The organism is Alterotamlana spongicola, assembly GCF_035818475.1.
Lineage (GTDB): Bacteria > Bacteroidota > Bacteroidia > Flavobacteriales > Flavobacteriaceae > Cognatitamlana.
In genome coordinates this window covers 1,913,519-1,931,173 of the sequence record NZ_JAYMGV010000001.1, presented here as the reverse complement: position 1 = coordinate 1,931,173, position 17,655 = coordinate 1,913,519, and the positions used below count along the sequence as shown (strand labels likewise).

Here is a 17,655-nt window from a genome sequence, read left to right as displayed (position 1 = left end):
TTAATTGCTTCAGAATTTACTCACCGGAAATTCACTTGAATTAACTTGCCAATACAGTGAAAAATCGTAACAGATTTTCCGCAACAAAACAAACACCAACGGTTAGCGATTATGCTACTAAGGATAAAAAACACAATACTAATATTAAACTAATGAGAATAAAAAAAATACTGTTACCAATATATTATAGTGTTATTGTCCTTCCTGTATAATTTTTCGCATGATAAGATAAAAAGATTAGAAAAAAGAGCTATAAAAGGTACTTTTTTTAAATGAAAAACAGACTATGTATTACATCGAAAATTTTTTCTGAAACTGTCTGGGAGTTTTTCCATATCTCTTCTTAAAACATTTACTAAAGTATTTAGGATCTTTAAACCCTACTTTATAACCAATCTGAGAAATATTAGCATTGCTTTCTTCTAATAATTGAGTAGCGCATTTCATCCTAATTTCATGAATAAACTCGTTTGGAGTAAAATTGGTCCAGGCTCTGATTTTTGTAAAAAGCATTGTGCGGCTCACACCTAATTCAGAGCAAAACATTGCTATGTTGAATTGATCATTAGAAATATTATCTTCAACTATATTGAAAGCTTTTTTTAAGAGATGTTCATCTAGTGACGAAATTGTAATGTCTGCAGGTTTAAAATAATTGGTGCTCAAGAATTTTTGCTTGATTCTTTTGGTAGATTCTAATATATTATTAACTCTTAAACTAAATTCTTTTAAGTTAAATGGTTTACTAATATAATCATCTGCGCCACTTTCAAAGCCTTCAATCTTATAGTCCAAAGAAGACCTAGAAGTTAACAATATTACAGGTATATGGCTTATTTTTATATTTTCTTTTATGTTTTTACATAATTCTGTACCTACCATTTCTGGCATCACAATATCACTGATTATGAGGTCAGGAAGATGTTTTAAAGCCATCTCCATACCAATTCTGCCGTTTTCAGCCTCAACCACATTGTATTGTTTATTAAGAAAATCTTTAATAAAAGGCCTTAATGAAGGATCGTCTTCCACTATTAAAATGGTAAATTTTTCTTCGTTTGGAATAATTATATCAGTTGATTGGTCAGACTCTGAATGGTTGTTATTCAATTGTGACTTATAATGAAATAATGTATCATTCTCCTCATGGCCTTTTATTATCTCATTTTCTAACAGATGCGTCTTCCCTAATGGTAACTTAACAGTAAAAACCGCTCCTTTATCCTTCCTGTTTTTAACCTTAATACTTCCCTTGTGTAGCTCTATAATGTTTTTTACAATAGACAAACCTATACCAGTACCTTTATTGAAGCTTTTTTGTAGTTTATTATTATTATTATGAATAGGGACCTCAAAAAAGCGCTCAAAAATCAGATGTAAATATTGCTCAGAAATACCCACTCCGGTATCCTTAACTTTTACTATCAAAAAATTCTCTTGTTCAGACACATCAATATCTATAATTCCACCTTTTGGAGTATATCTAAATGCATTTGAAATCAAATTATAAAAAAGCTGTTCTAGTTTAGCCTTGTCAAAATAGGCTAACAATGTTTCATGAGATGTATTGAAGTTGTAGGCATAACCTTCAGAAATAGCATATTCACTGAATGAAAGAAACACTTCTTTTAAAAATTTAATTATGTCTCCTTCAGAAGCTTGTAAAGTCATTAAGTTACTTTCCAATTTCCTAAAATCCAATAATCTGTTAATCAATTTCAATAATTGACTTGAGTTATTCTCAATTATTAGCAACTTTTTATAAATGATATTTGTGCCTTTATAGTCTTCTATAAGTTGTTGGATTGAACCTATAATTAAAGTAAGCGGAGTTCTAAACTCATGAGAAATATTAGTAAAAAATTGCAACTTAGCTTTATTATCTTCTTCATTTCTAACTTTTTCAAAATGTTCTAATTCCAATTTATGCCTCAGCTCTTCTCTAGATTTTGAAGCCCATAATAAAAGAAATAAAGCTGAAAATATAACCAAACCATATATTACAAAGGCCCACCAGGTACGCCATGGCGCTGGTTGAACAATAATATTTAATTTAGTTGTGTTTTTATTCAATTTAGTATCCTGGTTTGAAGCTTTTATTTCAAAAATATAATTGCCTGGATTTTGTATGGTATAAAAAACCTGATTACTAGAGGTATTTATCCACTTGTCATATAAACCAACTAAGCGATAAGAATATTGGTTCTTGGAGTTATTAATAAAATTAGGCGTTGAGAAGTCTATGGAAAAGTTCGCCATGTCATATGGGAGCTCTATTGTTTTTGTGTAGGAAATACTTTTTTCCAAAATACCATTTTTGTCATTTATCTTAACAGATTCATTTTGAATTTTAAAATCGGTCAGAATGACGTCTGGAGCATAATCGTTAGTTAAAATGTTCTCAGGATTAAAAAAAGAAACTCCAAAAGGCCCACCAAAGTAAAAGCGATTTGAATTCAATTTTAAATATGAATTATCATTAAACTCATTACTTAATAGGCCATCAGTATGGCTGTAAACTTTTAAAAGATTGTTTTGCAAATTTAATTTGGCTATACCTTGATTGGTACTAAACCAAAGGTTTTTATTGCTGTCTTCTAAAATACTATGTATGCTTGTAATTTTATCATTTCCATTTTCTAAGCTTACTTTTTCAAAAGAAGTTTCATTATACTTAAACAGGCCTTCTGCTTTAGTACCGACCCATATGGTTTTATCACTATCTTCAAATATAGTTAATATGTCAATTTTTGAATCATTGGGGTCATGAAAGAATCTATCCGTTTTTATATCATCTTTACCTGATTCACTAAAAACAAAAGAATTAAGTCCATTTCCAGTGCCAACCCAAAATCTCTTTTTTGAATCCATTAATAACGCCCTAACATTATTGCTGGATATTGAGTGAATGTTGTTAGGTTTATGTTTAAAATTTATAAAAGTACTGTCTGATTGGTCATAACGAATTATACCCTTTCCAAAAGTACCTAACCACATGATATTATCATTATCTTCTATAATTACATAAAGGCTTGTTTTTTTTAGTAAATTTTGTAAGCCTATAGGTATTCTTTTGTTACTTACTCTTTTTGTCTTTAAGTCATAAATTGTTAAGCCATTCCTAAGTGTTCCAATCCATAAATGATTATCTTTTATGTACAAAGATTTAACATGATTACTCAATAAGCCTTTTGTATTAAACTTATTTATGAATTCTACGCTTTGAGTTTTATTATTGAAAATAGCAACACCATTATCAACCGTTCCAAAATATAGGTTTCCTTCACTATCTGAAACCATTGCACTTATAACCTTAGAGCCTAACTGATTATTATTGTAATTTGAGAAATTATTATTTGTCTTATCCCAAAAATATAGGCCTCCGTAATAAGTTCCTAGCCACAATGAGCCAGCCTTGTCTTTAAAAACAGTTTTTATTTGGTTGATATCATCAGTCTCATTGGTTATAACTTTTAAAACATTATCAGGAGTCAAAATTGATACGCCTGAAGTTGTTCCTATCCATAAATTGGAATCATTGTCAAAGCATAAGCTCCTAATATCCAAATCAAGTTCCTGAAATGGTTTTGTTTTATTTAATTCTATTAGAGTTTCAGTTTCAACATCAAACTTATACAATCCATGCGCTTTGGTTGCTATTAATAAGTTGGAATTTTTATCTTCAACAATGCATTCAACCGAAATATTGTCAGTATCATTTTCATTATAATATCGCTTAAACCCAAACTTATTTTTGCTTTTTGGAACCAATTTGTACAAACCAATATTTGTTCCAACCCAAACAGTACCATTTCTACTCTCAAAAAAGGTCCTTACTGTTTCGTTTATTAAACTTTTCCTGTCACCCGGAACATGTGAAATATTTGTAAAAGTATCATCCGTTGCATTATATATTGAGATGCCATGTATGTTACTAATCCAGATATTGCCATTAACCTCCTTTATGTTTCTAATGAATCCATAACCCAATGCGTGCGTTTTTTTTGTAAACCTTTTAAAAGTCTTGGTGATTGGGTCAAATCTATTCAAGTTGTTGTATGTCCCCACCCAAATAGCTCCCGAAGAATCTTCAAGTATAGAAAAAATATCATTATTACTTATAGATAAGGAATCACTGGGATTGTGCCTATATGTAGTAAACCTATTGCCATCATACATACTGAGCCCGTCTCTGGTACCAAACCACATTTGTCCAAACCTATCTTGATGAATAGCCATGACAGAGCTTTTTGACAACCCATCTAATGATGTAATATGTTTAAACCTGTAAGTGTCAATTTGAGAAAAGACATTTAACGTTATAAACAAAATACAAATTTTAATGATTTGATTTGTAAAATGCATAATTAATCAAATATAGCTATACTGTAAAAAAGATTTCTAATTTAGAAAGTTTTTCTTCCTGTAAAGTACATCTAATCTTTTATCAATCTATTTTTATTTTTTACTATATCCAAGCCTAAATTTGAATTTGTATACCCTACCATAATTCAGAATAGTAATTTCGTTCAAATAAGGAGTAAAAAAGTTCAATATCCATAAAAAGTTTTAAAAATATCAAGAAGTTCCGGTATTATTACCATTCAAAACTCAAGTTGTTTTTGTCGATAAAAAACTTATTAACTTAATTACTAAACTAAATTTTAATTATGAGAAAAGTAGAACTGAATAAAGAAAAAAATTTATTACGACTAGTTGTAATGCTTTTTTTTCTAAATGCAACAGCTCAAAATGTTGTTACGGGAACCGTTACAAGTGCAACAGATCAAATGGGACTACCTGGGGTAACTATTTTGATTAAAGGTACAAGTAATGGATCCTCAACAGATTTTGATGGAAACTTTAGTATTGATGTCCCTAATAACGCCACATTGGTTTTTAGTTATTTAGGTTACATTACCCAAGAAGTTCCTGTTTCAGGAAAACCTGTAATCAATATTTCTTTAGAGGAAGATGTTAGTACATTAGATGAGGTGGTTCTTATCGGGTATGGTTCTTCGTTAAAAAAAGATCTGACAAGCTCGGTTTCTGTTGTAGATGTTGGTGACGTACGAAAGATACAAGCACCTCAAATAGAGCAAACATTAGGCGGAAAAATTGCCGGCGTAAATATCTCGGCAGTAAATTCCGAACCAGGAGCTGGCTTAAAAATTACTATTCGAGGAGGTAATTCTATTAACGGAAATAATGCGCCTTTACTTGTGGTAGATGGTGTATTGGGAGGAGATTTTCAGTCCCTAAATGCAAATGACATTGAGTCTATGCAAGTACTAAAAGATGCATCGGCTACTGCTATTTACGGTTCTAGAGGAGCTAACGGCGTAATTATAGTTTCAACAAAAAGTGGAAAAACTGGAGCAATTAAAGTTGATTTATTTACCAGTTCTGGTTTTCAACGCGTTAGAAAAAAACTGGACGTATTTGATGCTTCTGAACATGCATTATTTTTAACTGAAAGTGATGGTTTTGATTTTCCAGATGATATAGATAATGTAGACAATCCAATTTTGTCAGGAAAAGGAACTGATTGGCAAGATGAAATCATGCAAAATGGATTATACCAGAACTATCATATGAATGTAGCCGGAGGTAGTGAAAAACTGAGAGCTTTTCTTTCTTTAGATTATCTCAATCAAGAAGGTGTTATAATTAATTCTGATTATGGCAGATTTACCGGAAGATTAAATTTAGACTATCAGGTTTCAGATAAGTTCAAAATATCAAATAATTTGTCTGCCTATAGAACATCAACAAATAGAGTAAGAACAAATACAGGCTTTGGATCCGGGGGAGGTCCTATATCAACAGCTGCACTAAGATTCTCTCCTTTAGTACCTGTGTATGCTGAAGATGGAAGTTATAACGGACCACTAAATTCTTCGACTGTTTTGGACAATCCCGTATTAATTGCAAATGGCTTTACGGATTTATACGAAACAAACTTCCTGCAGAATACGTTTTCAACAGAATGGGAAATTATTAAAGGATTAAAACACAATTTTTCAGCAGCATATACAAGTTCTATACTTGACAATAAGCGTTATGCTTCAAAAGAGCTTCTAAGGGCTTTAAATGTGGGAGAAGGAAGTATTTCTAACAGAAAACGTGATGCGTGGCAATTAAGAAATACCTTAACTTATAGCAAGCTTTTTAATGATACACATAATGTAACCATACTTGGTGGCTATGAAATCTCTAAAAATACTACGTTTAGTTCTGGATTTACAGCAAGAGGGTTTGCTACGGAAGCATTAACTTTTAATAATATAGGAATTGCTTCTGAAGTAACCAACATCAATTCAGATAAAAGAGAAGATGGACTGGTATCATACTTAGCGCGTGCCACCTATGGCTATAAAAGCAAATACTTATTCTCTGTTTCAGGAAGAGCTGACGGTTCAACAAAGTTTGCTAAAAATAACAAATGGGCTAGTTTTACTTCTGGATCTGTAGCTTGGGTTGCTAGTAATGAGTCATTTTTAGAAAACAGCAATACGGTAAGCTATTTAAAGTTAAGAGCAAGTTATGGACAATCTGGTAGTCAAGCTATAAACCCTTATCAATCTTTAGCTAGATATAGAACTGGGTTAATATATTCAAATGGAGGTGGAGATTTGATTAATGGTGCCCTAATTAATAGAGTTGCTAACCCGGATTTAAAATGGGAAACAACCACTCAATATGATATTGGATTTGATCTGGAACTGTTTAACTCAAAATTGGCCATTACATACGATTACTTTAATAAAAGAACTGATGATCTTTTATTTAACAAGAACCTATTGGCCATAACTGGGATTAGGAGTCAGATTCAGAATATAGGCAAACTAGAAAATAAAGGGCATGAATTTAGCATTGAGGCACAAATAAGTGACAAAAAGCTAAAATGGAATGCTTCAGCAAATATTAGTTTTTTGAAAAATAAAGTGCTAAACCTTGGGGGTGATGACAATATTTTCATAAGACCTCCAAGCTCATCAAGAGGTCCCGGATTTACCTCTGCTGCTGTACTAAGTGTAGGAGAAGCAGTTGGAAATTTCTTTGGATATGTTGCCGACGGAATTTTTAAAACACAGGAAGATCTTGACGCAATTAATCAGCCTGGTGCACAATTGGGTTCTGTAAGATATAAAGATACAGATAACAATGGCGTAATTGATGATAATGATAGAAAAATTATTGGAAACGGGTTACCAGATTACATATTTGGAATGACACAAAATGTTAGTTATAAGAATTTTGATTTAAACATAGCCGTTCAAGGCGCTCAGGGTAATGATGTGATTTGGCTTGATAAAAGAGCTATCAATACTACTGACAGGCTAAATGCCTGGTCTCCTTCAAATCCAGATAGTAATATTCCACGTAATGGAGATTGGGGAAGTGATACAAATTCTAATTATGTTGAAGATGCCTCATATTTGAAATTTAATAATATTTCTTTAGGGTATACCTTACCTGAACAAACTGTTGATAAACTTGGCCTTAAGAACATGAGAATTTATGTATCTGCCGTTGATGCTTTTGTAATCACCAATTATTCTGGCTACGATCCAGAGGTAAACTCTCATGATGAGAACGGAACCTTTAACCGAAATGTAGCTTTAGGTTTTGATTCAGGATCTTTCCCGGGAGTAGCCCAATTTCTTATAGGATTAAATGTGTCATTCTAAATAAAAAAACATGAAAAATATTATAAAAAAGTATATCGCATTCGGCATTGGTTTAATCAGTATGTTACTAATTGGTTGCCATGACAATTTTCTTGAAGAAGACCCAGTGAGCCTTTTATCTCCTCAAGTGTTTCCAGCATCAGCAGAAGATGCAGATCTTATACTAGGAGGGATTAGTCAAACTCTCGCTTCACCACAATTTTTTAATAGAGCATTAATAATGCTATCTGAGATATCTAGTGATGAAACTGTGGTAAGGTATCCCTCGGGTATCCGGTATGCAATAGATCAATTTAACTTTGTAAATAGTAATAGATATATCACCGAAGTATACCAGATTTGTTATCAAATAATAAATCAATCCAATTTATTAATAGCGTCATTACCTAATGAAGAATGGGCAGAGCCTTACAATGGGTCCGCTAGGTTTTATCGAGCTATGATGTATTCTTATTTGGTACGCCTTTATGGGCCTGCATTTTTAATTGATAAACCAACAGAAACAGTAAGTGATGATACTTCTCTATTAGTTAGATCTCCAGAAGAAGAAGTATTTAACTTTATTGTTAACGATTTAATAGAAGCCGAAAAGACCCTTCCGGTTTTATGGTCGGGTAACACTGGAAATGATGGAAGGCCTACTTTAGGAGCTGCAAAAATGCTCTTAGCAAAAATGTATTTAAGTATGGCTGGCTGGCCGGTAAACGATTCTTCTAAATGGAATATGGCAAAGGGTAAGGCACAGGAAGTAATTGATTTGGGTATTTACGACTTATGGGATGATTTTTCAGATGCCTTTAAAATACCAAACCAAAATGGCAAAGAGGCTATCTTAACGGCTCAAATGCCAGTAATAACAGGAATGATAACAGTGCAATCGCGTCCTACAGGTGGTGGAATTAAGGAACCTGGGTGGTATCTCTGGCAAAGCAGCAAGACTTTTATGGATACGTTTGATGATGCTGATGAAAGAAAATCCAGTAGCTTTTTAACAGAGTTTGTGCAAGATCCTCACCCAACAATTCCTTATACTTTATTTAGTCATAACACCAATTATGGACCAACTCCAGCTATTGCTAAATACCAAGATGTTGGTAGGGAAAATTTTCAAGATAACAGAAAAAGAACAGGGTTAAATATACCTGTCTTCAGGTTAGCTGAAGCCTACTTAATTTTAGCTGAAGCAGAAAATGAAGCGAATGGAGCAACAACTATAGCCCATGATGCCATTAATGAACTAAGAACAAGAGCAGGAGTACCTGAATTTACAGGCTTATCTACTAATGCATTAAGAGATGCTATACGACAAGAATGGAGTTTTGAATTGGCTTTTGAATTAAAAAGAAAATTTAACTTGCTCAGGTGGGGTACTATTGATGCTGTATTAGCAGTAGATGAAAGAGCATCAAATGGATATGCTCCATTTAAAAAATATTACCCAATACCACAATCTGAATTTGATAGAGGCTTACCTCCTGAATTTCAAAACGATGGATATTAATAAAAGATTGATGAATTTTAAAGTGTTTTGTTTGAGTTAGTTTTTAGTTTAATGTCATTGGGTTTATATTTTTTTGTGAACCCAATGATATTTTTTCAAAATTCATTGACCTCATTGATAACCTTAAATGTGACCTAATTAAAAGATAAAAGAAATTAGTGATAGCCCAATTTACACTCTAAATAAGTTTAACCAGCATGAAAAAAAATCAATTCCATAGCAAAACATATGAGATTATTCTAATAACGATTATTACCGTTGTTGTTATATGGGTATTGTTTATTATGTATTAAATGATAAAAACAAGTTGGGCTACTATAGTACATTTAAATTGGTCCGTTTATGTCTACATATACCTTAATATCATTTAAGATAACCAAAAGTGGTGGATACATAAACAAGCAAAACCTGTCTTTATTTGTTTTTACAGGCCATTAACTTATTGGCTCGTTCTTTAAGGTTTTTCTCTTTAGACTAAATAATAATGAGGTTCATGTCCTAAATATTTTTCGAAAAGAAAAGAAGCAAGAATCAAGGAGTTTAAACAATGTCTTAAATCATCATGTCTTGAGCCAAGGGTATCAAATTTTAGATGTCACATGAAAAAAGACTTATAAAATTTGGCTTTGCTATAAAGTTTGCACCAGAAAACATCTAACAATTTGAACAAATAACATGAATCAATATTTTTTAATAAAACTAAATTTTTAGAAATCAAGAAATGAAATTTTTAGATAAAATATTTATCATATCCGTTTTACTAACTTTTAGCACAGCACTTTTTTCTCAGCAAAAAACCATATCAATAAATGATGATTGGCAGTTTGTAAAAGGAGACCTAGGTGGCATATGGGAAGCTGTAAGGCCTGTCAAAAAAGGCAAACCGGAAACAGTACCAGTATGGAGCAATGTAGTATTACCTCATTGTTTCAATGCCTATGATGCTGTAGACCCTGATGCTAATTATTATCAAGGACCAGGTTGGTACAGAAAGTATGTTGAAATAGAAAGCACAGGCGGAAAAATATTCTTGCATTTTGAAGGTGTAGGCCAGAAAGCACATGTTTATATTCACCAAACCCAGGTAGGTGAACATGTGGGTGGATATGATGAGTGGAGAGTAGACATCACTGATGCTGTTAAGCAATTCAGGAAAAGTGAGTTCGCAAATAACTTTCAGGGCAAAGTCCCTGTAGTGATTAGAGCTGATAATTCAAGGGATTTAGAAATGATTCCATCTGACTTATCAGACTTTAACATATACGGTGGTATATATAGAGGCTTAAACTTAGAATACAAACCAGTCAATCATATTAAAAATGTCTCAATAGAGCCAGTAGTAAACCCTGGTTTTAAATCAGGTAATTTAAGTATCAATGTACAGTTTACAGGAGAGGTTGAGTCGTCCGGAGATTTAACAATTGAGTTGACTTCGCCAGAAGGTAAAAAAGTTTTAACAAAACAAACTACAATACCCACACTGTTTAAAGACTATACAAGTGAGAGTTTCAAAATTAAGAAACCCATTTTATGGTCACCTGACACCCCAGCTTTATATACTTGTAAAATCACACTGGCCACAAAAAAAGGTATACACAGTATAGCTCAGAAAGTTGGGTTCAGAAATTTTGAATTTGTTAAACAAGGCCCATTTAAAATTAATGGCAAACGTTTGCTGCTAAGAGGTACCCACAGACATGAGGATCATGCCGGTACCGGAGCGGCTATGACAAAGTCCCAGATAAAAAAAGAAATGGAAATGATGAAAGAGATGGGGGTTAACTTCATTCGTTTAGGACATTACCAGCAAAATGATTATGTACTGGATTTATGCGATGCTTTGGGGATATTAGTATGGGAAGAAATTCCTTGGTGTAGAGGTGGTCTAGGTGGAGACATCTACAAAGAACAGGCGCGCAGAATGTTACGAAACATGATAGAACAGCATAGAAATCATCCATCAATAATTATATGGGGACTAGGAAATGAAAATGATTGGCCTGGTGATTTTACTGAATTTAATAAAAATAAGATTAGAGCTTTTATGGGAGAGTTGAACGACTTATCTCATGAACTTGATATGAGCCGTAAGACAGCAATTAGAAGATGTAACTTCTGTAAAGATATAGTGGATGTATACTCTCCGTCAATTTGGGCTGGATGGTATAGAGGGAAGTTTACAGACTATAAGAAGGTTTCAAAACTAGAAATGAGTGAAGTGAATCACTTTTTACATGTTGAATGGGGAGCAAGCAATCATGCAAAAAGACATTCTGAAAACCCGGATAAAGGCATTGCTAATGTAATAAGTGGAGAGCGAGCCGATGAACGAGACGGAGATGCCTCATTGTATGCGGGAGGAGCTCGCGTATCTAAGGATGGTGACTGGACTGAAACTTATGCCTGTAATTTAATTGATTGGCACCTTAAAGAACAAGAAAACATGCCATGGCTTACTGGTACAGCTTATTGGCCTTTTAAAGACTTCTCAACACCGGTACGCCCAGAAAACCCTGTACCATATGTCAACCAAAAAGGAGTAGTTGAAAGAGATTTTACTAAAAAAGAGGCTTTTTACGTATTTCAATCTTATTGGACAAAAAGGCCAATGATACATATCTATGGTCATAGTTGGCCAACAAGATGGGGTGAGAAGGGTGAAAAGAAAATGATAAAAGTATATTCAAACTGTACAGAAGTAGAGTTAATTGTTAATGGGATATCACAAGGCATCAAAAAACGAAACAGTCAAGATTATCCTGCCGCTGGTTTAAGATGGGAGGTCTCATTAGACGATGGAATGAATCGTATTAAAGCCATTGGAAAAAAGTCTAAAACAACAGTAATAGATGATATTCTGGTTGATTATCAAATCCAAAAATGGTCTGAACCCAATGCGCTTTCCCTATCCGTTAAGTCCATTGAAAACGATATTGTTTGGTTAGAAGCCAAGGCACTAGATGCTAATGGCACTCAATGTTTAGATGCTAAAAACCTAGTTCATTTTAAAGCTGCTGGTGATGGTACTTTAATTGTCAATCAAGGAACCTCCAGCGGCAGCAAAAAAGTACAGCTCTATAACGGAAGGGCATTAATTGGTTTATCTCATAATAAAGGTTGCACAACAGTTTCAGTTACAAGTAAAGGGTTAAAAACTGCATTCAAAACATTTAACTCTAACGCAATTGACAGAGTAAAAAGCAAAGATTTATTCTTGATACTAGGCCAATCCAATAAAGGAGACAGAGAGCCGTTAATCTTGCCCAATTCAGAATTAAAAAACATATCACTTTTTACTAAAGCGGGTAAATGGACAGATGTATCTGGGCCACTGAATGCTGAGTCATCAATTAGAAAAAGTTTACAAAATCAAAAATTTGGTTCGGCATATTCCTTTGCAAAAACAATAGCGAAAAACTTTTCAGACAGATCAATTGGTTTGGTGGTCAATATCCGGGAAGAGACTGAAATTGGGGCATGGAAACAAGGAGGTCATTTTTTTAATGAATCGGTAAAGCGAATTCGTGAGGCTCAAAAAGAGGGGGATCTAAAAGCAATTATTTGGTATCCAAGAGCGGTAGATTTGAATAACAAAAATTACCCGGAAGAGTTAGCAAAGTTAATATCAGCTTACCGTGAAGCTTTAGAACAACCTGAACTTCCATTTATTTGTTGGGGTATTTTAAACGCCAAGGGGAAAGAGACTTCCACATTTAATAAACACTTAGAACAATTAGCAGACAATAAGGCAAACACTTACTATGTATCCAAGAATAAATTAACCGTAACTGATGATATACAATTTGATAATGAACTCACATTTGAAGAGCATTATGTAGAAGTGATTAAAGATGCGTTATATAATAAATTATCCTTAACTAATTTTGATGCCGAAAGGATACTGGAAAATTTAGCAAATAAATATAAAACGCTTGCTGAGAACACCAAAATTCACCCAAAATGTATTCCCAGAACCATCAATGATGATGGTACAATGCATGGAGTAAAAAGTAAAGACTGGACAAGTGGTTTTTATCCGGGCATTCTCTGGTATTTATATGAGTATTCAAAATACCCAGAATTACTAGCTGAGGCAATGGAAATTTCGACTTATATTGAAAATCAACAATTTAATGGAAACACTCATGATATGGGTTTCAAAATAGGTTGTAGCGTGGGTAATGGTTATTGGTTTACCGGTAATAACCATTATAAAAACGTTTTAATTCAGAGTGCAGAAACATTGATTACCCGATACAATCCAATAGTGGGGTGCATTCGTTCGTGGGACCACAATACGGACAAGTGGGATTACCCGGTAATCATTGATAATATGATGAATCTAGAATTACTTTTAAATGTATTTAAGTTAACAGGAAACAAGAAATTCTATGACATTGCGGTTTCACATGCCGATATGACTATGAAAAATCACTTTCGGGAGGATTATAGCTCATATCATGTAATTGGTTACAATCCTGAGACTGGGAAAGTGGAGAAGAAAAATACCCATCAAGGCTATAGTCATGAATCGGCCTGGGCAAGAGGGCAAGCTTGGGGATTGTATGGTTATACGGTGATGTACAGAGAAACCAAGAACATTAAATATTTAGAGCAGGCTCAAAAAATTGCTGCTTTTATTCTAAATCATCAAAATTTACCAGAAGATTTAATTCCATATTGGGATTATGATGTGCCTAATATTATTTATGAACCAAGAGATGCCTCTGCAGCTGCGGTTACAGCTTCAGCGTTGATTGAACTTAGCGGGTACACAATGGACAAGGACACTAAGAAAAACTATCTGAACAGCTCCAAAACAATTTTGAAAAACCTCTCATCAGAGCATTATAAGGAAGATAAGAATAAATATTTTGTTTTAGATCACTCAACAGGAAGTAAGCCGTATAATTCAGAAATAGATGTCCCTCTTATTTATGCAGACTATTACTATGTGGAGGCTTTACTAAGATTAGTAAAACTTTAATGCAGTACTATTTTAATTGTATCTATTTCAAAACCATAATGTGGCAAAAGTTTAAACTAAAAGAAGAATATTTTTTTAATGGATAAATACACTATCTAATAAAGTAGTCAATATAGAGCTATACAATCGTATCCCACCCAAATTTGAAATGGAAAATAATAAAAGTTACAAAAGAGTACTAAAGAGATTGGAGGATTCAATACCAGTAAAAAAGGTAGTACTATCTATGCATTCAAAGTATGAATTTAATAAGTATCTTATCAACATGTCCATAAGAAGTAAGGTTATTAATCTTAGTATATTTGAATTTAATCAAAAAAGTTTAGCTAAGTATCTGACAGAATCATATTGCTCCTAAACGTAACAACCATGGTTAATTACTATAGAGCTACCAAAATTCTCATCAAACTATGTACTTAAAATGGAATATAAATTAATAGAGCAAATCATTTTTAAACATGTATACAATATAATATGCCATTCAAATACAGAAAAATAGATAATAGAATGAAATTAAACACAGTTTACTTATTTGTAATATTAATTACTTTAAACATGGGGTGTACTAGTAAGCCTACTGAACAAAGGAGGCCAAACATTTTATTTGCAATAAGTGATGACCAAACATTTCAACATACGGGTTTTGCTGGCTGTAATTTTGTAAACACTCCTGCTTTTGATATGGTGGCTAGTGAGGGTATTTATTTTTCAAATTGCTACGCAAGCTCTCCTGGCTGTGCTCCATCACGAAGCAGTATTGTTACTGGGCGTCACCATTGGCAGAACGAACAATCAGGCCAGCATGCATCATCATGGATGAAAAAACATGTTCCTTTCATTGATTTACTTGAGAAGAATGGATATACTACCGGTTTAACGGGTAAAGGTGTTGCTCCTTTTCAATATGCACGAAACGAGAAAGATTCTTTATGGCGAAAGGATAATGCTGCCGGAAAATCCTATAGCAAGATAGCCTATAACGCAAAAAACGATACGCGTTTCGCTAAGGGCATTAAAAACCTCAATTACTTTGAAAATTTTAAATACTTTATTGATAATGTAAGAGGCAATAAGCCATTTTTCTTTTGGTATGGTGCTTCTGAACCACACCGAGCTTACGAAAAAGGGTCTTGGAAGCGCATGGGTAAAAAACTTGAAGATGTAAAAGTACCAGAGTTCCTTCCTGATAATGATGAAATCCGAGGTGACCTACTCGACTATGCTGTTGAAATAGAATGGTTTGACCATCATTTGGGGCTTATGTTAAACTACCTTGAGGAGATTAATGAACTTGACAATACCATTGTTATTGTTACTGCTGATAATGGTATGCCATTCCCTCGTGCCAAAGCAAACTGTTTTGAATATGGTGTACACGTTCCGTTTGCCATTCGTTATCCAAAGGAGTTTCCAGGAAAAAGAATAGTAAAAGACCTTGTTAGCTTTGTTGATATTGCCCCAACCATCCTTGAACTTACCAAAACCCAATCAGAAAATATGTTGCCCATCTCAGGTAAAAGTTTCCTTAAGATACTGCGCAGTAAAAAACAAGGAATAATTGACAAAAATAAAGAATTTGTAGTTGCAGGTCGTGAAAGGCATTCAAGCTCACGCTACTTAAACTGGGGGTATCCACAAAGGGTTATCAGGAGTGAGGATTTTATCTATATATGGAATATTAAATCAAAGCGTTGGCCCGCAGGTGCTCCGCAACGAATTAACCCTGAAGACAGTACTGCTTTATGGCCAATGTATGGCATTAATGAAAAAGGAAAATACATGAGTAATGGAGCATTTACAGATATTGATGACTGTCCCTCAAAAACCTATATTATTGAAAACCATGAAGACCCAGAGGTTGCAGAATATTTTAAACTTGCCCACGGAAAAAGAGCTGAGATTGAGTTATACCATGTTACAGATGACCCATATTGTTTGAACAATCTCGCGGGGATTTCTAAATATGCTCCAATTGAAAAAAATCTCAAAAACAAATTAATGGCTGAACTCCAGCGCTCTAAAGACCCTCGTGTTGTTGGCCCTGACAAAGAGGTGTTTGATAGTTATATTAGGTATTCACCTATGAGGGATTTTAGCAAACCAGAATATGTAAAGCAATAGTTTGAATGTTTTTTCAAAATACCCTAAAAATATATTTTACATTTAACAAACATTAAAAAAATAGCTGATGAAAATAAAATATTTCCTTTTTATAGTTGTTATTAGTACTATTTGTTCTGCTCAAGAGAAAATAATATTTAAACAGATTGACTCAACCAAATTATATTTGGATGTATATTACCCAGAGCAGGCCGAAACAGGCAAAGCCTATCCGGCTATGGTCTTTTTTTTTGGAGGAGGATGGAAAAACGGCAATAGAACCCACTTTGAAAACCATGCAAAATATTTTTCCAAAAGGGGAATAGTGTGTTTTCTGGTTGATTATAGAACCCAAAGCACAAATAATACAAGTCCGTTTGAATCACTCAAAGATGCCAAATCTGCCATTAGATTTATTCGAAAAAACGCAAAGCGCTTTTATATTGATTCAACTAAGATTATAGCTTCGGGGGGATCAGCCGGAGGTCATCTTGCTGCAGCTACTGCATTAATACAAGATTACAACCAAGAAACCGAAGATTTGTCTTTAAGCTGTATCCCTAACGCATTGGTTCTTTTTAACCCTGTTATTGATAATGGCCCTGGCGGTTATGGCTATGAAAGAATTGGGGATAACTATAAAAAATTCTCACCACTACACAACATCAAAAAAGGCGCTCCCCCAACCATTATACTCCTTGGAACAAATGATAAGCATATTCCAGTAGTAACCGCCGAATACTACAAGAAAGTAATGGACAAAGTTGAAAGTAGATGTGATTTGGTATTATATGAAGGAGAGAAACATGGGTTTTTTAACTACAAGAATTTTGAATCTTATAAAAAAACACTCACGGAAGCAGACAATTTTTTAGTATCATTGGGTTACTTGGAAGATAAACCTGTTGTAAAAATTGAATAGCAAAAAACTATTTCAGGTAGCTTTATTAATGTAAAATTCGCGTTTATTAGTTTGGCTACATAATTGCCGAGAGCCTTTCTTCGACAGAAAATTACTGATTATAGGTGCTCATTAGCATAATAATGCATATGTAAAAGTAAGAATGTAGCGTGCTGACGCAGCGCTACATTTTAGATACTTTTATTTGATACCAAACAAAAATGTATAAAAACAAAAAAACACTGATAATCATTCAATTAACAGCGTTTTGTTTCTACCTATTTCTAGGTTTGTCGGGGCGGCAGGTAGACTACCATTCCCTTTATATTTTCAATAATCAAAAAGTTACATTTTATTAGATTCACTTAGTAACTTAATAGGATAAGAACTTTTGTTTTATTTTACCTTTTTTAAGGTGCTGCACATATAATATGGTATTAATTATTACACAAGATAAATAATAGTAATTTTT

At 33.5% G+C, this 17,655-nt stretch carries 6 protein-coding genes; 5 read left to right on the top strand and 1 reads right to left on the bottom strand.

All coding sequences use genetic code 11. The features are described from left to right. Window positions 1-291: 291 nt before the first annotated feature. On the bottom strand, window positions 292-4,329 hold the full coding sequence (locus VOI54_RS08355; protein WP_326282273.1) for a hybrid sensor histidine kinase/response regulator: 4,038 nt from the start codon (window positions 4,327-4,329) through the stop codon (window positions 292-294). Window positions 4,330-4,670: 341 nt separating this feature from the next. Here VOI54_RS08355 and VOI54_RS08350 point away from each other — a divergent pair, with 341 nt between their 5' ends. From VOI54_RS08350 to VOI54_RS08330, 5 genes are all read left to right on the top strand, one after another. After that, the gene (locus VOI54_RS08350) at window positions 4,671-7,694 is read left to right on the top strand and encodes a SusC/RagA family TonB-linked outer membrane protein (protein WP_326282270.1); all 3,024 of its coding nucleotides are present in this window, start codon (window positions 4,671-4,673) and stop codon (window positions 7,692-7,694) included. 10 nt (window positions 7,695-7,704) lie between these two features. Beyond that, window positions 7,705-9,195, top strand: coding sequence for a RagB/SusD family nutrient uptake outer membrane protein (locus VOI54_RS08345; RefSeq protein ID WP_326282269.1), 1,491 nt, complete (start codon window positions 7,705-7,707; stop codon window positions 9,193-9,195). Between the two features lie 721 nt (window positions 9,196-9,916). Continuing rightward, on the top strand, window positions 9,917-14,182 hold the full coding sequence (locus VOI54_RS08340) for a sialate O-acetylesterase (protein WP_326282268.1): 4,266 nt from the start codon (window positions 9,917-9,919) through the stop codon (window positions 14,180-14,182). Window positions 14,183-14,689: 507 nt separating this feature from the next. Beyond that, window positions 14,690-16,303 (top strand): sulfatase family protein, encoded by a 1,614-nt coding sequence (locus VOI54_RS08335; protein WP_326282267.1) that lies wholly within the window; start codon window positions 14,690-14,692, stop codon window positions 16,301-16,303. A gap of 67 nt (window positions 16,304-16,370) precedes the next feature. Then, window positions 16,371-17,204, top strand: coding sequence for an alpha/beta hydrolase (locus VOI54_RS08330; protein WP_326282266.1), 834 nt, complete (start codon window positions 16,371-16,373; stop codon window positions 17,202-17,204). Window positions 17,205-17,655: the final 451 nt, after the last annotated feature.